Raw genomic sequence first — 16,554 nt, 5'->3', positions numbered from 1 at the left:
CCTTAATTCCGAGCGGATTGCCGGTACGAGTCCCCAATACAACGATGGAGTTCGTGATCATGCCATTATTGCTCTGTGCCTTCCAGTCATGTGTAATGAAACCCGCCTTCGCTATTTTGTCGAGATCACCTTCCATAGCTAACACGGCAACATCGGCTTCAAAACCTCCAGCGATCGCCCTGGCCTGCGTGCCTGAAGCCTCATACGATTCCTGAAATACGACCTTTTGCCCTGTCTCCTGCAGCCAATATTTTTGGAATGCAGGCAGCAAATCCGCGAAAGCATCCTTCACTACCGAATACGCACCGATTACAAGTGTAACATCGCCGTCCTGTACGGTAGACCCAGCCGCATTGTTGCTCTTCTGCTCCTCTTTACTGCAGCCTGCCGATACGATCAGCATAACCGCAGCAAGCAGCAGTACAAGCATGCGCTGACTTGTTACCAGATTGATTTTCATATTCGCATACAACTCTTTCTACGTAGCATATTGGTTAAATGTGAATAGGCATGGGGTCAACCTTCAACTTATTTTCCGCAATCCAGCTTTCGTTGTCATTGAATAAATAAGCACGATGGACGAGTACCCTTACCTCATCTCCGGGATGAAGCACTTCTTGCTCCAGCGAACGGTACGTAATCAGCTTCGTATCGCCAACAAGCAGCTCAACCATCCACTCGCTGCCGCGGAAATGCAGCTGTTTTACTTTACCGGCAAGCGTAGCAGAAGCCAGCTTGATCTCGCCCGGTTTGCCAATCTCAATATATTCAGGCCGGATAAGCGCTTTGGTGCCCGGACGGCTTGCTGCATCCTCAAAACCTTTAAGCTCCGCGATATTTTCTACGATAGTAGACTCGCCAATAAAGCTTGCTACAAACGGTGTCTCTGGATTTTTGTAAATGTCCCACGGGCTGCCCTTTTGCTCTAGCTTGCCTTTGCTTATAATCATGATCTCATCGGCAACTTCAATCGCTTCCTCTTGATCATGCGTAACGAAAATCGATGTGATGCCGACACGCTCAATCATTTCTTTAAGCCATGTGCGAAGCTCGGTCCGGATCTTCGCATCGATAGCAGCAAACGGCTCATCGAGGAGCAGCAGCTGCGGCTCAGGCGCGAGCGCTCTAGCGAAAGCAACACGTTGGCGTTGTCCGCCTGACAGCTGATGGGCGTATCGATGCTCGAAACCTTTTAGCCCCGTAAGCTCTACCAAGTACATAACGCGCTCGCGAATTTGCTCCTTCGATTGCTTCTTCACCTTTAAGCCAAATGCGATATTGTCATATACGGTCATATGCTTGAAGAGCGCATAGTTTTGAAATACGAAACCGATGCCGCGCTCCTGCGGCGGAAGATCGTTCACACGTTTGCCGTGGAACAGAATATCGCCTGAGGAAGGAGACTCGAGACCCGCCAGCATTCGAAGTATGGACGTTTTACCACCGCCGCTCGGTCCGAGCAAGCCGATCAGATGACCTTTTTCGATTTCAAAGCTTACATCCTTCACTGCATGAAAATCGCCAAAGTTTTTATTCAAGTTCCGTACTTCAATATGCATGGCTTAATGCACTTCCTTTCGTTTTTTCGCCCATTCCATTAGCAGCAGCAGTCCAACTGAAAATGCCGCAAGAACTAGAGCCACTCCATTGGCGGCAACAACGTTAAAATTTTCAACATCTTGATAAACGAGTGTAGTCGCTGTTTGTGTTTTATTCATAATATTGCCGGAGACGACGAGTACAGCTCCGAATTCTCCCAGTGACCGTGCAACAGTCAATACTACGCCGTAGATAACCCCCCACCGGATCGATGGCCAAGTTACTTTCCAGAACGTGTACCAGGAATAAGCGCCGAGCGTTGATGCCGCTTCCTCCTGCTGTGCTCCAATCTCCTGCAGCACGGGCATAACCTCGCGTACCATTAGCGGGAATGTGACGAACAATGTCGCTAGGATCATCCCTGGCAGCGCRTAGACGATTTTGAAGCCCGCATCCTCAAACAATGCACCGATAATTGTATTAGGTCCCAAAATAAGAACGATCATCAAACCGCCGATAACTGGCGATACCGCAAAGGGCAAATCGACTAAGCTGTTAAGCAGCCGCTTCATCCTTTTCCCAATCCATTCGGCCCGGACGAGATACATCGCAAGCATGATGCCAAACAACGTATTTAAGGCTGTAACGACAACAACGATAATTCCCGTCATCATAAGAGCATGCAGCGACTGCGGCCTAGTAATGCCTTCTATAAAGCCGCTCCAGCCATCTGCCCAAGACCCTGTAAAAATTTTGATCAATGGCGCGATGAGCAGCAATCCAAAAATAATATAAGTTAATGTAATCCATAATCTTCTCATCATAGGTCACCCCTCCTGCCTTGAATGAGGTTGACCGTCCATAAGATGAGGAAGGACAGCGTGAGCAGCAGCACCGATACAGCGGCAGCTCCCTGCGGATTACTGCTTTCAATTTCTCCAAAAATATAAACGGAGGCAATTAACGTCTTGCCTGGAATATTGCCTGCAACGAGTACGACTGCGCCAAACTCCGCAATTCCGCGAGAGAAAGCCAGCATAGCGCCGCTCAAAATTCCTGGCAGCATCGTAGGAAAAATAACGCTAAAAAACGTTTTCGCGCGCGTTGCGCCTAGCGTATAGGCTGCTTCTTCCTCCGATTTATCCATTTCCTCAAGCAAAGGCTGGATGGCACGAATAACAAAAGGAAAGGTAACGAACAGCATAGCGACAACAATTGCCGGCTCATGGAACACGATTTCGATGCCAATCTTTTGGGCTAGGCCGCCTACTAGACTATTAGGCCCTAGCAGGAGCAAGATCATAAGTCCGCCTACTGCTGTAGGTAATGCAAACGGCAAGTCAACCAAACTGTTGAGCAAGCGACGGCCGGGAAACCGGTAACGAATAAGCACCCATCCGATCATCGTCCCCAAAAACATATTGAGTACCGTTGCGATAACCGCCAACTTTACTGTAAGCAGCACCGCTTTCCAAGCTAGTGGATCGGATACGCTTTCCCAGAAAGGGGTCCATCCAAGCGAAAATGATTGCGTGTAAATGCCAACGATTGGTAAAATAATTAAGATGACAAAATAAAGCATTATGGTGCTTCGAAAACCAAAACTCCACCCTTTACCACGAAACAAAGCATTCACTGTGACTTTACCTCCAGACCATCGGCTCGTGCCGTAGGTGTAGCAAAACAATTAAAAACATAATTCCTATTAAGATACTAGGTATTGATAATGTAGCATCCAAACTGGGATTAAGTCAATAATAAATTTGGAAATTCTTATTGCTTTTATAGCTTTTTCTTATGATTGTTTGTTATACAAGCCTCTGAGTACAAAGAAGAGGAGTATCAGCCTAAGCCGATACTCCTCTTCTTCTTATTCACCTTCGATATAATAGACATTTTCTCCTTCGGAGAGGATCGCTTGTCCTTGTGTCAGATCGGTTACCCAAGCGATAAAAGCATCTGCTTCAGGCTCTTCCGGCAGGCAGCGCACGATGACACGATCGGTAAAATCCGTCCCGCCAACGCGTGTACCTTTCGTATGCAGCTCATTTTCCAGCTTGCCATACCAAGTGTAGTCCACATCAACAAATACTTCGCGGTGAAGCACATTGACGATTTCATCTGCTGCTTCAATGCCGGCTACAGCACCATCCGTATAAGCTCTAACGAGACCGCCTGCTCCGAGCATAATGCCTCCAAAATATCGCGTCACAACGACAGCGACATTTTTAAGCCCCTTATGCTTGATAACCTCGAGAATCGGCTTGCCCGCTGTCCCGCTTGGCTCACCATCATCCGATGCCTTCTGAAACTGGTCTCGCTCACCCACCATATAAGCCGAGCAGTTATGGGTCGCCTGCTTATGCAGCTGCTTAATCTCATTGATGAATGCAACGGCTTCCTCTTCGGTTTCCACTGGCTTCGCATACCCGATGAACCGCGATTTTTTGATGACGATCTCTGCGCTAGCCTGCGACCTGACTGTTCTATACTTCTCAAGCATAGGCTATGACTCCCGTATACCGTTCAAGCCGGTTGATTACAGCCTTGCTTCCAGCTCGGCTTTTTCTTTCTCGAAGCCCGGTTTGCCAAGCAAAGCGAACATGTTCTTTTTGTATGCTTCAACACCCGGTTGGTCAAATGGATTAACACCCATCAAGTAACCGCTGATTCCGCATGCTTTTTCGAAGAAATACACAAGATAGCCGAATGTGTATGGCGTCATGTCTTTGATGTTGACGATAAAGTTCGGAACTTGTCCATCCGTATGAGCAAGAAGCGTTCCTTCAAAAGCCTTCTTGTTAACGAAATCCATCGTTTTGCCTGTCAAGAAGTTGAGGCCATCAAGATCCGCTGCATCGTGTTCGATAGCGATATGCTCAGACACCTCTTGAACTTGAATAACAGTTTCAAAAATATTGCGGTTACCCTCTTGGATAAATTGACCCATCGAGTGCAGATCTGTCGAGAAATCTACAGCTGCCGGGAAGATTCCTTTGAAGTCTTTGCCTTCGCTTTCGCCAAACAGCTGTTTCCACCACTCGGAAACGAAGTGAAGCGATGGCTCGTAGTTAACGAGAATTTCAGTCACTTTACCTTTGCGGTACAGCGCGTTGCGTGCTGCTGCATATTGGTAAGCTTCGTTTTCTGCAAGATTAGGGTTGCTGTATTCTTTGGATGCGTCTGCTGCACCTTGCATAATGGATTCGATATTGATGCCTGCAGCTGCAATTGGCAGCAAGCCTACTGCTGTAAGCACGGAGTAGCGTCCGCCAACATCGTCAGGAATAATAAAAGATTCATAACCTTCCTCAGAGGAAAGCTTCTTCAGTGCGCCCTTCTCGCTGTCTGTCGTTGCGTAAATGCGTTTGCGCGCTTCTTCTTTGCCGTATTGTTTCTCAAGTGCAGCACGGAATACGCGGAATGCAATCGCAGGCTCAGTTGTCGTGCCTGACTTCGAAATTACATTAATCGACCAGTCGCGGCCTTCAACCAATTGCAAAAGGTGAGTCACATAGGTCGAGCTGATGTTGTTGCCGGCAAACAAAACTTGCGGTGTTTTACGTTGTTCTTTTGGCAAAATATTGTAGAACGAGTGCGACAGCGCCTCAATTGCTGCACGTGCACCAAGGTAAGATCCACCGATACCGATAACGATTAGAACTTCGGAATCCGATTTGATCTTCTCAGCAGCCTTTTGAATGCGAGCGAACTCTTCTTTATCGTAGTTAGTCGGAAGATCGATCCAACCAAGGTAATCTGACCCTGTACCTGTTCCGTTATGTAATTGCTCGTGTGCGAGACGAACGGATTCTGTCAAATAATCGATTTCATGCTGGCCAACGAATGCTAAAGCCTTGCTGTAGTCAAACTGAACTGTTTTGCTCATGTAAATGGAAACCTCCTAGAATGTTGTAAACCAATGTGGCTTCTACACCTGAAAATGCTTTTCAACTTAGCATCTACAATATCGGATTTGCCTTATAAAAACAAGCAACAAACGATGAAAAATTAATGAAGTGTCTGTATAATTAAACAAAAATCGATTCAAAGTGGAGGATATGATTATGAAGAAGATCGGATTTATCGGGTTAGGTGTAATGGGAATGGGAATGGCTGCTAATTTATTGCGCAAAGGATTTGAAGTTGTCGTTTATAATCGAACTCCTGGTAAAGCAGAGTCCTTGCTCGCCTTAGGTGCCTCCGAGCTTGAATCACCGGCTGACGTTGCGCGTGCTGCACAAATCGTCATTACAATGATTAGTAATGATGCTGCAATCCGTGAAGTATACTTTGGCGAAAACGGTATTTTTGCAGGTGCTCGCGCAGGCATTACGCTAATTGACAGCAGCACGATATCTCCAACGCTTGCTAAGGAGCTTGCCGCAGCGGCGGATACTATTGGAGCAGTATTCCTAGATGCGCCGGTTACAGGCAGCAAGCCAGCCGCTGAAGGCGGTACACTCGTATTTATGGCTGGCGGCGATCCAGGCAAGATCGAGGAAGTCCAAGACGTTTTGCTCGCTATGGGACGTAAAGTCATTCCAATGGGCCCAAGCGGCAGCGGCTCCATTGCCAAGCTCGCCCACAATACGATTGTTGGCATCAACGTTGTGGCACTTGCAGAAGGCATGGCGATAGCAGCGAGCGGCGGCATTGACGGCAGCTCGTTCGTCGAGCTCGTTCAATCTGGCGGTGCAGCAAGCAGGGCAGCTGAAATGAAGGGACCAAAGCTGCTTGAAGGCAATTACGACGTTCAATTTTCGCTCGAGCTGATGTTAAAGGATCTAAGGTTATCCTCTGCCCTCTCGGACAGTCTGCATGTGCCGACTCCTCTGCTTGAAGCAACGAAGAGCCTATTCCAAATTGGTGATGCAATGGGACTTAGCCAGCTTGACATGTCGAGCGTAGGCCAAGCTTACGAGCAATGGATCGGCCGCAAGCTTAGCGGACGGGATTAATTTAAAAAGGGGTTGTCCGCKTGTATCAATCACTGTGGACAACCCCTTTTTCTTTGAAATACTGCTTAATAATATGGCGAGATCATTAAGTAAACAATTACGCCAGTAAGACTTACATACAGCCAAATCGGCATCGTCCATCTTGCAATTTTACGATGCTTCTCCACTTTCATCTGCAGCCCGCGTACAACCGATATTAGGGCTAGAGGAACGACAACAATCGCTAGCAGGATGTGTGTAATGAGGATGAAGAAATAAATCGAGCGAAGAATGCCTTCTCCTCCGTATTTTGTTGATTCCGTTAGATAATGATACGCTACATAAGAAACTAGGAACAACGTTGTGGAGACAAATGCAGCGCCGATGAACGCACGGTGCATCCGAACATTTTTTCTCATAATCGCCGTTAGCGCTATGCAGAGTGCAATAAAAGTAAAGCAGTTAAAAATCGCATTCAGCAATGGCAAAATCGTTACGTCAAAGTGAATTTCTCCCTCGTATGCCGGCAGAAAAAACAAAACAGCTATCAGCCCGACAAGGACAATTGTTAAGATCGATATGAGCGGTGTATAGTTTCTTTCCTTCATCCAAAAAATCCTCCAGTCATGGAATACGGTGCATATGAATTAACTTTATCCGATTCTACACCTCAAAACAATTCGCTTTGAACAAGTTTTGTCACGAAATAACGAATATTATAAGTCAATGCTGCGAACGGGCAGCAAAAAAAAAAGGCTTCTTCACCGAAGCGAAGAAGCCTTTTTTCAAATTTTGTACTTACTCGTAAATATACGAGCAGCAGTAGTCCGTTACTTCAGCAACCTGAAGCTTAAACTTCGTGTTCGCAGGCACAGTGAATTCGCCTTCGCCTTGAATGTGCAGCCACTCGGTTTCACCAGGCAGAAGCACCTTCAAATCGCCAGCCAAAATTTCCATGATTTCAACGCAGTCTGTTCCAAACTCATAGTCGCCCGGCAGCATGATGCCGAGTGTTTTTTTGGTGCCGTCAGCGAACAATACAGCACGGCTTGTTACTTTACCGTCGAAGTAAACATTTGCCTTCTTGACGATCGATACATTTTCGAATTGAGACATCGTAGACGTAATCTCCCTTATATATCGGATGCTAAAGCTTTGATGATCTGTTGAACAAGCTATTACAGCAATGCTTTCACTTTGCTAACAACGTTTTCGACCGTAAAGCCATACTCTTTGATTACGCGATCGCCAGGTGCTGATGCGCCGAAACGGTCGATAGCAAGAATATCGCCTTGATCTCCTGTGTAACGCTCCCAGCCAAATGGATGAGCCATTTCAATCGCAAGGCGGGCTTTAACTTCAGGAAGAATGACGGAATTTTTGTATTCCTTCGATTGCTTCTCGAACAAATCCCAGCTTGGCATGCTGACAACACGTACTTGAATGCCCTCTTCTGCAAGAGCTTTTTGAGCTGCAACAGCAAGTTGAACCTCGGAGCCCGTTGCAAGAATTTGTGCTTGCGGCTTGCCATCTGCTGCATCTGATACAACGTATGCGCCGCGGCGAAGGTTTTCATGAACACCGTTCACTGTGCCTTCAAGAATTGGCAGGTTTTGGCGAGTAAGCACTAGTGCTACCGGGTTGCCAGTGTTCTCTACAGCATAAGCCCATGCAGCGGAAGTCTCGTTGCCATCAGCTGGACGGATAACCGTTAGATCAGGGATGATGCGGATCGAAGCAAGCTGCTCAATCGGCTCATGTGTAGGACCGTCTTCGCCAACTGCGATACTGTCATGCGTCAGTACATAAACGACAGGCAGCTTCATCAATGCAGCAAGACGAACAGCAGGACGAAGGTAATCTGTGAATACGAAGAACGTACCGCCGAATACTTTCAAACCACTGTGAAGAGCAATACCGTTCATGGCAGCAGCCATACCGAATTCACGTACGCCATAATAAAGATTGCGGCCATCGTAGCTGCCTGGTTTGAACTGCGTCAAACCTTTCAGATGAGTCATTGTTGAGCTTTCAAGGTCAGCCGATCCGCCGAAAATAGTCGGAACGTTTTTCGCAAGACCGTTAAGTGCATTTCCTGAAGCTACACGAGTTGATACCGCGTTGTCCGCAGTTGTGTACACAGGAAGGTCAGCATCCCAGCCCTCAGGCATTGCGCCAGAGATAGCGAGCTCAAACTGAGCTGCAAGCTCAGGGAAAGCTTCTTTATAAGACGCGAAGCTTGCATCCCACTGTGCATTTGCTTGCTCGCCGCTGCTTTTCACATCTGCAAAGTGAGCGCGAACTTCGTCAGGCACGTGGAACTGAAGCTCTTCAGACCAACCGTAAGCTTGTTTCGTCAATTTTGTCTCATCAGCACCAAGCGGTGATCCGTGAGGACCAGCATGTCCGCCTTTGCCGCCTTTGTTCGGGCTGCCATAGCCGATTACTGTTTTTACTTCGATCAAAGTTGGTTTGGATAGATCTGCTTGCGCCTCAGCAACGGCTTTGGACAAAGCATCTAGATCGTTTCCATCTTCTACGCGAAGCACTTGCCAGCCGTAGCCTTCAAAACGTTTTTGAACGCTCTCGGAATAAGAAAGGCTCAATTCGCCATCAAGTGAAATATCGTTGGAATCATATAGAACGACCAATTTGCCGAGCTGCAGGTGGCCTGCGAAGGATGCAGCCTCATGAGAGACGCCTTCCATCAAGTCGCCGTCGCCGCAAATGGAGTATGTGAAGTGGTTAATAAGCTCGTGGCCTTCTTTATTGTAAGTAGCGCCCAGCTGTGCTTCCGCAATTGCCATACCAACCGCCATAGCGATACCTTGTCCAAGTGGACCCGTTGTTGCATCAACGCCAGCCGTGTGGCCAAACTCAGGGTGTCCTGGTGTTAGGGAGCCCCATTGACGGAAGTTTTTCAATTCCTCCATCGGCAGATCATAACCGGAGAGGTGAAGCAAGCTGTAAAGCAGCATCGAGCCATGACCCGCAGACAAAACAAAACGATCACGGTTTACCCAAGTAGGGTTCGATGGATTATGCTTCATATTTTTTGCAAATAATTGATAGCCCATTGGAGCAGCGCCCATTGGCATACCAGGGTGACCTGATTTCGCTTTCTCGATGGAATCGATCGCAAGTGTACGGATCGTATCGATAGAAAGCTGTTCAACCGACTTTTGTGTGACTGACATTACAATTTCCTCCTATGGTCTAAGCTTGTCTAATTTCATCTCGTTATATGGTTTCTAAAAACAACGATACAGCGTCATACCAGTACGCAATAACTTTGAATATTGTATCACTCTGCATGCTCGTTTTCCATCAAAAAAAATAGATAATTCGCATAAAAATACAGTTAGTTGAATACAACAGTTTTATTATTATGCACGATTACACGATCTTCAATATGCCATTTCACAGCTCTTGCGAGAACGACCCGTTCAATTGTCCGACCGATTCTTTTCAAATCATCGACGTTGTCACGGTGGCTGACGCGTTGAACATCCTGCTCGATAATCGGCCCGCCGTCTAATTCTTCTGTTACATAATGCGCTGTCGCGCCGATAATTTTTACACCGCGTGTATAAGCCTGCGCATAAGGCTTGCCTCCAACGAAAGCGGGTAGGAATGAGTGGTGAATATTAATGATCCGATTTGGAAATTGTTCAATGAACTTAGGCGAAATGATTTGCATATAACGCGCCAATACAATGATATCCGCTTTATCTGCAACAACTTCCATCTGTTTGCGCTCGGCTTCTTCTTTTGTAGTCGCTGTAACTGGGATATGGTAATACGGAATGCCAAAGGATTCGACCAGTTCGCGCATATCAGGGTGGTTGCTTATAACCATTGAAATATCGGCATCAAGATCCCCTGCCTTCCACTGCCAAAGCAGCTCTAGCAAGCAGTGATCCTCTTTCGAAACGAATACAGCAAGACGTTTCTTGCGGCTGGCACGGAATGTATGCCATTTCATATCAAACCGATCGGCTACTCTGGTGAAGTCCTCCATGAGAAGTGGAAGCTCCTTGTCCAGATCAACTAGATCAAATTCAAAACGGATGAAAAACATTCCGCCTTCCGGGTCCATCGTATATTGATCCGATTGAACGATGTTAGCCCCGTGCTCATATAAGAAATGAGAAACAGCAGCTACGATGCCCGGGCGGTCCGGACAAGAAATAAGCATGCGCGCACGCCCGCTCTTTCCACCTGCTTCAACGGTTATTTCAGATGGGGTGGATGGTGATGACATGGACTTCAAACTTCCTTTCGCAATGATCTATATGAATTAATGTTAACTTTAATTAAAGTCTAGCAAGCAGCTCTTTGCCGCCAAACCAAGCCGTAATACGCTGATTGATTTGTTCTTCTGTTAGTCCTGCCGGCAAAGCTTCGCCTGCCATTACAAGATCGAACAGACGCTCCATCGGCTCGCGCGGGTCTGCTTTTTTTGCTTTTGCGTCATTTTTTAGCAAATCCCAAGTAGAGAGTACAAAACCTCTGGAATCAATTTCTTGCTTGCCGAAGAAATGATGCAGGCGCTCCACATCTTCAAAGAAGCTTTCACCTAAGCGAGCTCTGCCATTGCCGCTCAGCAAAGCGATCTCCGCTTCATACATAGGACGTTCAGTCTTGTCTTCCTTGCCAATCCAAGGCGTTTCCAGTATAAACGGACGCCCCTTAAGGCCTTCATGTTCAACGATTCTTTGAATGGCATCGTGACCAAGCCAGCCTGCGCCAACTGGAGCATGTCTGTCTTTACCAGCACCGCGTGAGTTCTTGCTGTCGTTCACGTGAACAACGGCAACACGGTTTAATCCAACAACACGATCGAACTGCTCAAGAACCCCGTCCAGATCATGAACAAGGTCGTAACCAGCATCATGCATGTGGCAAGTATCCATACATACAGTTAACCGTTCGTTATCCTGAACTTTGTCAATAATCGCCGCAAGCTCTTCGAAGCTGCGGCCAATTTCTGTGCCTTTGCCTGCCATCGTCTCAAGAGCGATGTTAACATTCGTTTCTTTTGTGCCTGCAAGCACTTCATTCAAGCCTTCAGCTATACGAGCGATGCCATATTCTGCATCCTTGTCCGTATAGGCACCTGGATGAAGAACAATATTACGTACACCGATGTAATCGGTACGGCGAATTTCTTCTTGTAAAAAAGAAACCGCAAGCTCGTACGTAGAATCCTTATATGAGCCAAGATTCACAATATAAGGCGCGTGAACCACAATCTCACTCATACCGGATTGCTCCATAAGCGCTTTTCCTTCTTCAATATATAACGAATCGATCGGCTTCCTTCTTGTATTCTGAGGTGCGCCGGTGTAGATCATAAATGTACTTGAGCCATACGATACTGCTTCTTGTGCTGCAGTGAGCAGCCCCTTGTCCGAAAATGATACATGGGAACCTATTTTCAACATAAATATTACGCCCCTTTCGGTTGATCAAACCTTATTTTACAAGGAATGTCGAAATAAATCTAGGAATACGGTATAATTCATTATTGAGGTGAAAGACACGTATGAAAGTTGCCCCCGACTGGTTTATGTATTTTATCGTTTTTTGGGCGGTCGTCATGGTTGCGGCTATGTCGATTGGCGGATTTTTCATGTTTCGAAAATTTCTCAAGGTGCTTCCGATGCGAGACGGCAAGTCTAAGCTCGATTGGCAAAACTACTGGGTAGATCGCAGTCGCAGCATGTGGAATGATGATTCCAAAAGTTTGCTGGACGAGCTTGTTTCCCCAGTGCCAAGCGCTTTTCGTGATATAGCTAAACATTCTATCGCAGCTAAGATTGGTCAAGTGGCGATCGAACATGGCGCATCATCCGTTACGCGCGAGCATTGTATCGAAGGTTACATACGAGCAACTCCAAAACGTGATTACCGTAGTCTTGTTACTTTTCTTGACCGTCAAGGAATCGACTATACTCCCTATAAGCATCTACTTAATAAATAAGTTTAAGCCGCATCAGTGCGGCTTAAACTTAATTTATATTTAATCGTAAATTAATGACCCCTTATATACATGCTTCATACTCGTATTTTATGGTTATATATAAAAATGTAACCTAATACTCATCTATTTCGTTATTAATTACAGGAGGTGGTTCTCATGATGAACTCATCGAAGCGAAGAAGAAACAAAAAAGCAGCGACAGCAGGAGCCGTTCTTCTAGCTGTTATGCTCGCAACATCCGCATGTGGCGGTGGCAATACTAATGCAGGAAACGAACAGCAAGGCAGTCCAACTGATGGACCAGTTATTACTCAGTTGCCAGAAGATAATGGTGTCATTGATCCTGATCTTTCTTCACCGGAACCGACAGATACTGCAACAAACAACAACGGTACGATCGAGGATCCAGCAGCGCCAAACAAAGTGAATGAAGGTATTTATAGCGGTCTAAGCGACTCGCACTCTATAGAAATAGAAACAGCTGCCGGTGCAATTGCACTTCAAGTAACAGATGACCAAAAAAGCACGTTAGAAGCATTGCCGGACGATGCTAAAGTGAAATTTGAGTATTCGGAAAAAGCCATTGAAGGTGAAGCAACTCTCAAACAAAATTGGTTAGTTAAAATTGAAGAAATAAAGTAATCAATGAAATGAAGTAATGGGTGAATTGAAGGAGCGAACGAGGATGCGGGTTGCGATAGCTGGAGGAACTGGGTTTATCGGAAGGGCGCTTACCAAGGCTTTGCTTGAGAGAAATGATGAARTATGGATTATTTCCAGAACTAGTTCTAAAAATCAATCCAAACGCAACGGGTTTAACCAATTAACTTGGGATGAACTCGAAGCTGCTCCTGCTTTGCTGGAAGGCATAGATGCCATAGTCAATCTCACAGGTGAATCCATTAATCAAAGATGGAATCAAGCTGCCAAGAAGCGTGTCATGGACTCAAGACTAACAGCCGCCGCCCGCATCTCAAAGCTTGTACAATCGCTCGAGCGCAAGCCGCCGCTTGTCATTAATGCATCCGGCATTTCTGCGTATGGCATATCAGCAGACGGTATTTTTGATGAATCAAGCCCGACTAAAGTTACCGATTTCTTATCCGAAGTCGTTCAGAAATGGGAACAGGCCGCAGACAGCATACCAGCTGAGCGGCTTGTTAAGCTTCGTGTGGGCGTTGTTCTAGACAAAAAGGAAGGCGCTTTTCCTTTAATGGCTATGCCTTATCGCTTGTTCGGCGGAGGTAAGATCGGCAGCGGCAAACAATGGCTGTCTTGGATTCATCTCGAGGATATGATTCGGCTAATCCTATTTATTTTGGACAACAACTTTATTGAAGGACCCATAAATGCTTCTTCACCTGAACCTGTAACAAATGATTCATTTGGTCGAGCCATTGGCAAAGCAATGGGCCGGCCTCATTGGTTCCCGGTTCCAGCTTTTGTGATGCGAACATTATTTGGTGAAATGTCCACACTTCTATTAGACGGACAGCGAGCTTTACCAAGCAGAGCGCTTGAAAACGGGTTTGTGTTCCGCTATCCAACGGTAAATAGTGCAATGGAAGAACTTGTAGGACAAGGTTAGCTTCGTTTCTTATTCCGATTTCAGCATATACGCTGGTCCTTGCTCGCCTGCAAGATGGATGACATCTCCTATCGAAAGCTTATAGCTTTTATAAGGGATCATCATTTGTCCATTTAGCAGGCTCCCATTACGGGAACCTAAGTCTTTCGCTTTATATTCACCCGCTAAGATTTCAATTTCCAAATGAAGCCGCGATATACCGCTTGCCCCCTCTGCATAACTCACCTGCTCTCCCGAACGCCCAATTTTAAAGCTTCCTTCTTGTAATTCTATCCTGTTCTCCTGACTCTTCCATCTCCTTTGGAGCCATACTGACGCTTCACTTAAACCCTCCAATGACAGATTATTTCCTAGCAATACTGTTGGTTCTGCTATATGAGAAACAGGATTTGCTGCAACAACATGCAGCGAGGCCGCCGACTGAGACTCGAATAATTCGCTCTGATCCTCTGGCGGTTTAATAGCTGGCGCCTCGACAGAATCATCATTTGCATGAGCACGATTAAGCCCTGGAAATAGTCCAGAGTGGAACGATGACTCTTCTATCATTTTTTCCGATTCGTCGTAGTCTGCTTCGTCATTTGTTTTCTTTTTCCAAACTAGCATAACGACTGCTAGTAACAGCAAGGAAATGCCCGAGCTGATCAATAAGCTCTGCCTACCAGCAGCTTCAAAATAAACAAATCGCCAAACACATGCAAGTGCTACGACAATAATTGCTGTACCGATCCATTTTTTCTTTGTTTCCGGCTCATCCTCTTCCCTATCCAAAGGGTCAGCATACTGTTTTGAATATAATTCATGATCCTTAAACTCTTCCATTATCGGGGCGGAGTATGAACGCAATGAAGGGTTTGGTATTTGAACCCGCCCTTTTTCATCGCTATTCTTCAACTCAGATCGCTGCTGCCAATCTAATAGTGGATTTTTTTGCGTTGGAGCAGGTTTTGCTGCTTGCTGCGTCTCCGGCTTCTCTATTGCATCGTATCGCTGGTTCGATGAAGATGAAGCTTCCCCTATGAGTTCCAACAGCGTCGCCCGCAGCTCTTCAAGAGGCCATCTTTTGCCGAAATGCTGAAGCACACGCTTTAATCCTTCTCCATCAATGCGGTCTACATAAGAGGTGAAACGCACAATTAACGCCAAGAGATCGCCCGCTCCTTTTGTTTGTTCAGCAGTCCCCTCCATTATTGGAATATAAGCAAGCCGTATATCATGAAGCTTCTCTCCAATAAAAATATATTGTTCATCAAGCAGACAGCCCTCTGGCCGCAGCATATAATGCCTGCATTCGAATAATGCATCCGCTACGCCTAATATTAGCGTGTAGTATTGCTCCATCGAGAGCTGCTGTTGCTGCAGCCTGTGCAGAAGCATTCTCATTCCTGAAAGCTTGTATCGGAATGTAACCTTGCTATCGAGCTCGAACCAATCAATAGGCAGCAGATAGGGGATTCGCTCGCTATGAAGCATATGAAGCTCAATTTCATCAAGCTCGCTTCTATACAAGCCGCTCTCTCGATCAATAATCATCTCATGCGACTGATTCATAGCAAAATCAATTCGAAAGCTTTTCATTTCTCAAATTCCCCCTTGTAACATGAAAACTTAGCTGAAAATGGACCATACCGTAACAGCAGCGGGTGCAACCGCTAGCATAAACGGAAACTTTTTGCCTGATTCCGCCCATTGCAGCCACTGAAGCTTTCTATACCCTGCCACTGGCACAACAAATGCGGTTACGTCAGCAGCCATTCTTTTCCCGAATGCACGATTTACAATGATAAGGCAGACACCAATTGCACCAGCGTATAAGATGGCATAAAACATTATCTGCAGCACCAACCATACTCCCACCCAAGCTCCTAATGCGCCAAACAGCTTTACGTCGCCAGCACCTATTCCTCGGGCAAGATGAAGCAGCAGCAAAGGAATAAATCCGGTTAAGGCGCCAACTGCTGCAATTGCAGCTCCTTCCAACCCGCTGATAGCAGTATGATAAATAAATGCAGCGGAGAAAAAAGTCACGGTCAGCCAATTCGGTATAATTTGAGCCTTTAAATCCGTGTAGAGAGCGATCATTAAAAACACTGCAACAACAGCTGTTACAATAAACTCCATGGCGACTCCCCTCCAAGGCGGCTAAGTCTTTCCTTACTTTCTATCGCTGCTCTTCTCAACGACAAAATGCATCGACACTTGATTGTTTTCCTTATCCACCTCTGAAGCTTTAAGCTCCCATGTGCCAGGAGTTGTATTTCCGGATACATGCCAGGTCCATTTGATATAGCCATCTGCATCGGCAACTGCTTCACCAAGATGTTTCGCTTTGCTTGAGCCGCTTTTATAAGTAACACCCAAAGAAATCGCAGCACCCGGCAGCGTTTTTACTGTAACGGTAGCTTTCTTGCCAGGTCGGAGCGGATTTGGCTCAATAGAAACGATTTGTATCGGAATGTTTTCTTGATCATTTTTGTTTTCACCATATCTTGCTGGTGCGG

Annotated in this window: 17 protein-coding genes and 1 pseudogene; 4 read left to right on the top strand and 14 right to left on the bottom strand. The window is 46.2% G+C overall.

The window, feature by feature from the left end; translation table 11 throughout:
• The 6 genes from AB4Z17_RS24090 to AB4Z17_RS24065 all read right to left on the bottom strand — a co-directional run.
• The coding region (locus AB4Z17_RS24090; protein ID WP_441962528.1) for a substrate-binding domain-containing protein at positions 1-460 on the bottom strand (460 nt) is incomplete at its 3' end.
• 34 nt (positions 461-494) lie between these two features.
• Positions 495-1,559 (bottom strand): sulfate/molybdate ABC transporter ATP-binding protein, encoded by a 1,065-nt coding sequence (locus AB4Z17_RS24085; RefSeq protein WP_441908764.1) that lies wholly within the window; start codon positions 1,557-1,559, stop codon positions 495-497.
• 3 nt (positions 1,560-1,562) lie between these two features.
• Positions 1,563-2,360: a sulfate ABC transporter permease gene (locus AB4Z17_RS24080; protein ID WP_441879435.1), complete on the bottom strand. Its 798-nt coding sequence runs from the start codon at positions 2,358-2,360 to the stop codon at positions 1,563-1,565.
• A complete protein-coding gene (cysT, locus tag AB4Z17_RS24075; protein WP_076271066.1) occupies positions 2,360-3,121 on the bottom strand; it encodes a sulfate ABC transporter permease subunit CysT in 762 nt (253 codons plus the stop codon). The genes AB4Z17_RS24080 and cysT overlap by 1 nt, the downstream gene beginning before the upstream one ends.
• A 288-nt stretch (positions 3,122-3,409) precedes the next feature.
• Complete coding sequence (locus AB4Z17_RS24070) at positions 3,410-4,042, bottom strand: YigZ family protein (RefSeq protein WP_441908763.1); 633 nt, start codon at positions 4,040-4,042, stop codon at positions 3,410-3,412.
• Positions 4,043-4,078: 36 nt separating this feature from the next.
• Positions 4,079-5,428, bottom strand: a complete 1,350-nt coding sequence (locus tag AB4Z17_RS24065; protein ID WP_076271049.1) for a glucose-6-phosphate isomerase — start codon at positions 5,426-5,428, stop codon at positions 4,079-4,081.
• A gap of 172 nt (positions 5,429-5,600) precedes the next feature.
• On the opposite strand from AB4Z17_RS24065, the gene AB4Z17_RS24060 reads away from it, so the two are divergent.
• Positions 5,601-6,500 (top strand): NAD(P)-dependent oxidoreductase, encoded by a 900-nt coding sequence (locus AB4Z17_RS24060; RefSeq protein WP_441908762.1) that lies wholly within the window; start codon positions 5,601-5,603, stop codon positions 6,498-6,500.
• Between the two features lie 65 nt (positions 6,501-6,565).
• Here AB4Z17_RS24060 and AB4Z17_RS24055 read toward each other — a convergent pair whose 3' ends face one another.
• The 5 genes from AB4Z17_RS24055 to AB4Z17_RS24035 all read right to left on the bottom strand — a co-directional run bounded on the left by AB4Z17_RS24055 (position 6,566) and on the right by AB4Z17_RS24035 (position 11,926).
• Entirely contained in the window at positions 6,566-7,087 is a 522-nt protein-coding gene (locus AB4Z17_RS24055; RefSeq protein WP_441908761.1) for a DUF420 domain-containing protein, read from the bottom strand.
• Between the two features lie 190 nt (positions 7,088-7,277).
• Positions 7,278-7,595, bottom strand: coding sequence for a pyrimidine/purine nucleoside phosphorylase (gene ppnP / locus AB4Z17_RS24050; protein ID WP_441908760.1), 318 nt, complete (start codon positions 7,593-7,595; stop codon positions 7,278-7,280).
• Positions 7,596-7,657: 62 nt separating this feature from the next.
• Complete coding sequence (gene tkt, locus AB4Z17_RS24045; protein ID WP_441962526.1) at positions 7,658-9,676, bottom strand: transketolase; 2,019 nt, start codon at positions 9,674-9,676, stop codon at positions 7,658-7,660.
• 164 nt (positions 9,677-9,840) lie between these two features.
• The gene (gene purU / locus AB4Z17_RS24040; protein WP_339207517.1) at positions 9,841-10,743 is read right to left on the bottom strand and encodes a formyltetrahydrofolate deformylase; all 903 of its coding nucleotides are present in this window, start codon (positions 10,741-10,743) and stop codon (positions 9,841-9,843) included.
• A 52-nt stretch (positions 10,744-10,795) separates the two neighbouring features.
• Entirely contained in the window at positions 10,796-11,926 is a 1,131-nt protein-coding gene (locus tag AB4Z17_RS24035) for a deoxyribonuclease IV (RefSeq protein WP_441908758.1), read from the bottom strand.
• Positions 11,927-12,027: 101 nt separating this feature from the next.
• Here AB4Z17_RS24035 and AB4Z17_RS24030 point away from each other — a divergent pair, with 101 nt between their 5' ends.
• The 3 genes from AB4Z17_RS24030 to AB4Z17_RS24020 all read left to right on the top strand — a co-directional run bounded on the left by AB4Z17_RS24030 (position 12,028) and on the right by AB4Z17_RS24020 (position 14,053).
• Entirely contained in the window at positions 12,028-12,465 is a 438-nt protein-coding gene (locus tag AB4Z17_RS24030) for a DUF2621 domain-containing protein (protein ID WP_076271042.1), read from the top strand.
• Between the two features lie 156 nt (positions 12,466-12,621).
• Positions 12,622-13,107, top strand: a complete 486-nt coding sequence (locus AB4Z17_RS24025; protein ID WP_339207515.1) for a hypothetical protein — start codon at positions 12,622-12,624, stop codon at positions 13,105-13,107.
• A 43-nt stretch (positions 13,108-13,150) separates the two neighbouring features.
• Complete coding sequence (locus AB4Z17_RS24020) at positions 13,151-14,053, top strand: TIGR01777 family oxidoreductase (RefSeq protein ID WP_441962524.1); 903 nt, start codon at positions 13,151-13,153, stop codon at positions 14,051-14,053.
• Between the two features lie 9 nt (positions 14,054-14,062).
• Here the strand turns inward: AB4Z17_RS24020 and AB4Z17_RS24015 are convergent, their stop codons facing one another.
• The 3 genes and pseudogenes from AB4Z17_RS24015 to AB4Z17_RS24005 all read right to left on the bottom strand — a co-directional run.
• Positions 14,063-15,631, bottom strand: coding sequence for a DUF6382 domain-containing protein (locus AB4Z17_RS24015; protein ID WP_441962522.1), 1,569 nt, complete (start codon positions 15,629-15,631; stop codon positions 14,063-14,065).
• Positions 15,632-15,661: 30 nt separating this feature from the next.
• A complete protein-coding gene (locus AB4Z17_RS24010) occupies positions 15,662-16,174 on the bottom strand; it encodes an A24 family peptidase (RefSeq protein WP_441962520.1) in 513 nt (170 codons plus the stop codon).
• A gap of 33 nt (positions 16,175-16,207) precedes the next feature.
• Positions 16,208-16,554 (bottom strand): annotated as a pseudogene (locus tag AB4Z17_RS24005) (pilus assembly protein); the annotation flags it as partial.

The organism is Paenibacillus sp. TAF43_2 (genome assembly GCF_052113545.1).
Taxonomy (GTDB): domain Bacteria; phylum Bacillota; class Bacilli; order Paenibacillales; family Paenibacillaceae; genus Pristimantibacillus.
This window is presented reverse-complemented; position numbering and strand designations above follow the sequence as displayed.